Source organism: Ruegeria sp. R14_0 (genome assembly GCF_017743975.1).
In the GTDB taxonomy this organism is placed as follows: domain Bacteria; phylum Pseudomonadota; class Alphaproteobacteria; order Rhodobacterales; family Rhodobacteraceae; genus Ruegeria.
The window spans coordinates 1-3,094 of sequence record NZ_JAGHRC010000022.1; the positions used below are offsets into that span (position 1 = coordinate 1).

Below are 3,094 nucleotides of genomic sequence, written 5' to 3' on the forward strand. Positions count from 1 at the left end.
CGGCGCTTCTCACCGAACTGCGCGGCCTCGGCGTGACCGGCCTCGACGTGCAATATGAAGGCTATGGCGATTCCGGCAATGTCGAGGAGGTCGTCGTGACGCCTGACACGATTACCCTGACAGAAGAGCTGCGGCGACGGGTCGAAGATTTCGGCTGGGACTTTGCCTATGCGCTGAGCCCTGGCTTCGAAAACAACGAGGGCGGCTATGGCGAATTGACCTGGGCGCTCGAGACGGACAAGATCGATGTCAGCCACTCGAACCGCTTCATCGAGACCGACACCACAGAACATGAGGGGCTCTGACATGGCACATCCTCTCCACCACGCCGAAAGCTCGGCCCGTAGATTTGGCGGTGTTCCAGATGATTACCAACATGTGCATGACTGGTTTGACTCATCTAAAGAGCACCTAGGTCTCTTTGTTCACAGAGCCCAAAAACATCATACGGTCGGGATTTATGATGCCGAGCGGGTGTTCGGTCGCAGCCTGATCAACAGCGCGGGCCGGGTCGTTCCGATCCGCTGGATCGGCGAGCAGCATGTGCGCGAAGACTGCCAGGGGCGTATCCCGTCACTGGCTGACTGGCTCGGACGCATACAACCCGAACCGTGGATGGCCAATGGCCGGATCGACAACGACCCGACGCAGATCGGCAGCGATCCGCGTGCGGCCTGGGTCCAGGCGGTTGCGGGTCACCAGACCATTCTTGGCTTTGAGGATTGGCTTCTCAAGGTCTCTGTCGAGCACGTCCAGCATCGCCAGAATCGCGCCGCCGCCTGATCCGCCGGGCGGCAAACTCACCAACCATCTGATCCCATCCAGATCGACCCGCCTGCGCCACAACCGGCTTGGCGGGTCGATTGCGTTTCGAGAAAGGACATGGACATGCAAGATCCCGTCTACGAGGAGGTCCACCAGGGCCACACGATCAAGATCTACCACGACCCCGACGCTGAGGACCCACGAGAGTGGTGCAACCTCGGTACGCTGATCTGCTGGCACCGCCGCTATCGGCTGGGTGACAGCCATCAGTACGACAGCCCTGAGGCGTTCCTGCGCGATCTTGCGGGCGTCTCGGATCAGAGCGATCTCTCGATGGATCGTCTGCGGGACCGCGCCGAGCGGAAGGCAATCATTCTGCCTGTGTTTCTCTATGACCATTCCGGTCTCGCGATGAACACCGTCGGGTTCCACTGCCCGTGGGATTCTGGGCAGGTCGGTTACGTCTACGTGACGCTCGAAGCGGTCCGAAAGGAATTCGGTGTAAAACGCGTGACCAAGGCCCTGCGCGAACAGGCTGTAGACATCTTACGTGGTGAGACCGCCGACTACGATTCTTACCTTGGTGGGCGTGTCTATGGTTACATCGTCGAACAGGGTGGCGAGGAGATCGACGCTTGCTGGGGGTTTGTTGGCGCCTATGAGACGCATTGTTTGCCGGAGGCGCGGAATGCCGTTCCTCGGTCCGATCCCCATGCGCCACCCGCGACCGGTGCATTGACCGCATATCCATAGAATAACTCGCCGCCACACACCGGAACTATGGGCAGCACCCGATCGCGGACATGCATTGCTGCATTGCAGAAAAGTCATAGCCCGCCCATTGTGCGACTGCAGCATTGCTCCTATGTTCGCTCTTGTGATCGGTTCTCTCCTCCTCCCTGAGCCGATCCGGAATAATCGGCGGCATCCACCTCCTCCCGGATGTCGCCTTTTTATTTGCAGATCCCCATTCTGAGCTCTTGCGATTTCTCCTCGTTGACCATTCGGTCCCCGAGCTTGCTGTGTGTCGGGTCCGTTTCGCTGGAGGTGCCCAAAATGCAGGCACGGCCGTGTCCCAGCAGCCTGGCATGGGTTTGCGCGACAACGCCCACAGCGTCATCCCCAGATTTTGTGGATAAGTTTTCGCTGCCAAGACTTCAGTTTTCGAGGCCATGAAAGAGTGAGAGACAGGGCGGGAGGGGTGACCCCTCCCGGGTGAGAGAGTGCACGCGGGGCTCGGGGCCAACCCTCAACCCCGGAGATTGCCGATGAACGCTCACCCCCATTCCGTCCAACTTGCAACCGAGCCCGAAGCCCCTGCCCTGCCGGATGCCCCACGCTTCGCCCAAAACCTGATGCAGGCTGCGAAAATCCTCGTCCCCGTTTTCGAGGCAGGCAGGTCCATCGACGCCGCCGCACTTCGCGCCGCGATGGAAGATGCTTGCGGTGCCAGTGACACAAGTGGTGCCTGGGTCTGGAAAGACGCCTATGAGGCGGCCGAGGTCGCCCAAATCCTTATACTCTCGCGCTACGGCGCGCTGATGCAGCGTCAGGCACTGTCGCCGCAGGCCTTCCTCACCATGATCGAACGTTTCACGGCTCTGGCCCCGTCTCACACGCGCCGCTCCGAAGACAGTATCCGTCTGCAACAGTTTTCCACGCCTTTGCCCCTCGCGGCCATCGTCGCGCAGGCCGCCGGGTTTCGGGACGACGACCTGATGCTCGAGCCGTCGACGGGCACGGGCATGCTGGCCATCTTTGCAAAGATCGCTGGTGCACGGTTGGCGCTGAATGAACTTGCCGACACGCGCCGCGCCCTACTGGGGCAGTTGTTCCCCGATGCCGCCGTATCTGACCACGATGCTGCCTCGATCGACGATCGTCTTGATCGCTCGATCACGCCCTCGGTCGTGGTGATGAACCCGCCGTTTTCCGCTGCCAACCATGTCGAGGGCCGGTTTAGGCAAGCGACCAGTCAGCATGTGCTTTCCGCCCTGGCACGCCTCGCGCCTGGTGGGCGGCTTGTCGTCATCACCGGCGAAAGCTTCCGTCCCTCTTTGAAATCCTTCCAGTCGACATTTCAGCGGATCGGCCAGAGCGCCGATGTCGTGTTTTCGGCCCCCATCGACGGCAAGGTCTTCGCACGGCATGGCACCACGATCGACACGCGGTTGACGGTAATCGATAAGCGCGCGGCTGGTGCTGAAGAGACCGCACCGGCTGATATTGACGCCGCCTATCATCCGATCTGCGCGACCACGAGTGATCTTCTCTCCGTAGTACTCGCCCATTGCCCGGAACGCCGCAGCCCCCCGCCCTGCCCCACCAC

General features: G+C 61.0%; 3 protein-coding genes and 1 pseudogene. All 4 read left to right on the forward strand.

Annotated features, from left to right (window positions below):
• On the forward strand, window positions 1–305 hold a 305-nt coding region (locus tag J7416_RS22520), incomplete at its 5' end, for a DUF6878 family protein (protein WP_209227939.1).
• A 1-nt stretch (window position 306) separates the two neighbouring features.
• Window positions 307–783 carry a hypothetical protein gene (locus tag J7416_RS22525; RefSeq protein ID WP_037930962.1) on the forward strand — a complete coding sequence of 159 codons (477 nt, stop codon included), beginning with the start codon at window positions 307–309 and terminating at the stop codon, window positions 781–783.
• Window positions 784–888: 105 nt separating this feature from the next.
• The gene (locus tag J7416_RS22530) at window positions 889–1,518 is read left to right on the forward strand and encodes a hypothetical protein (protein WP_037931030.1); all 630 of its coding nucleotides are present in this window, start codon (window positions 889–891) and stop codon (window positions 1,516–1,518) included.
• A 515-nt stretch (window positions 1,519–2,033) separates the two neighbouring features.
• A pseudogene (locus J7416_RS22535) lies at window positions 2,034–3,094 on the forward strand (methylase); the annotation flags it as partial.

What these genes read in the sequence shown, in the direction of transcription:
- J7416_RS22525 (WP_037930962.1), top strand. Translation starts at nt 307, where the DNA reads ATGGCACATCCTCTCCACCACGCCGAAAGCTCGGCCCGTAGATTTGGC.
- J7416_RS22530 (WP_037931030.1), top strand. Translation starts at nt 889, where the DNA reads ATGCAAGATCCCGTCTACGAGGAGGTCCACCAGGGCCACACGATCAAG.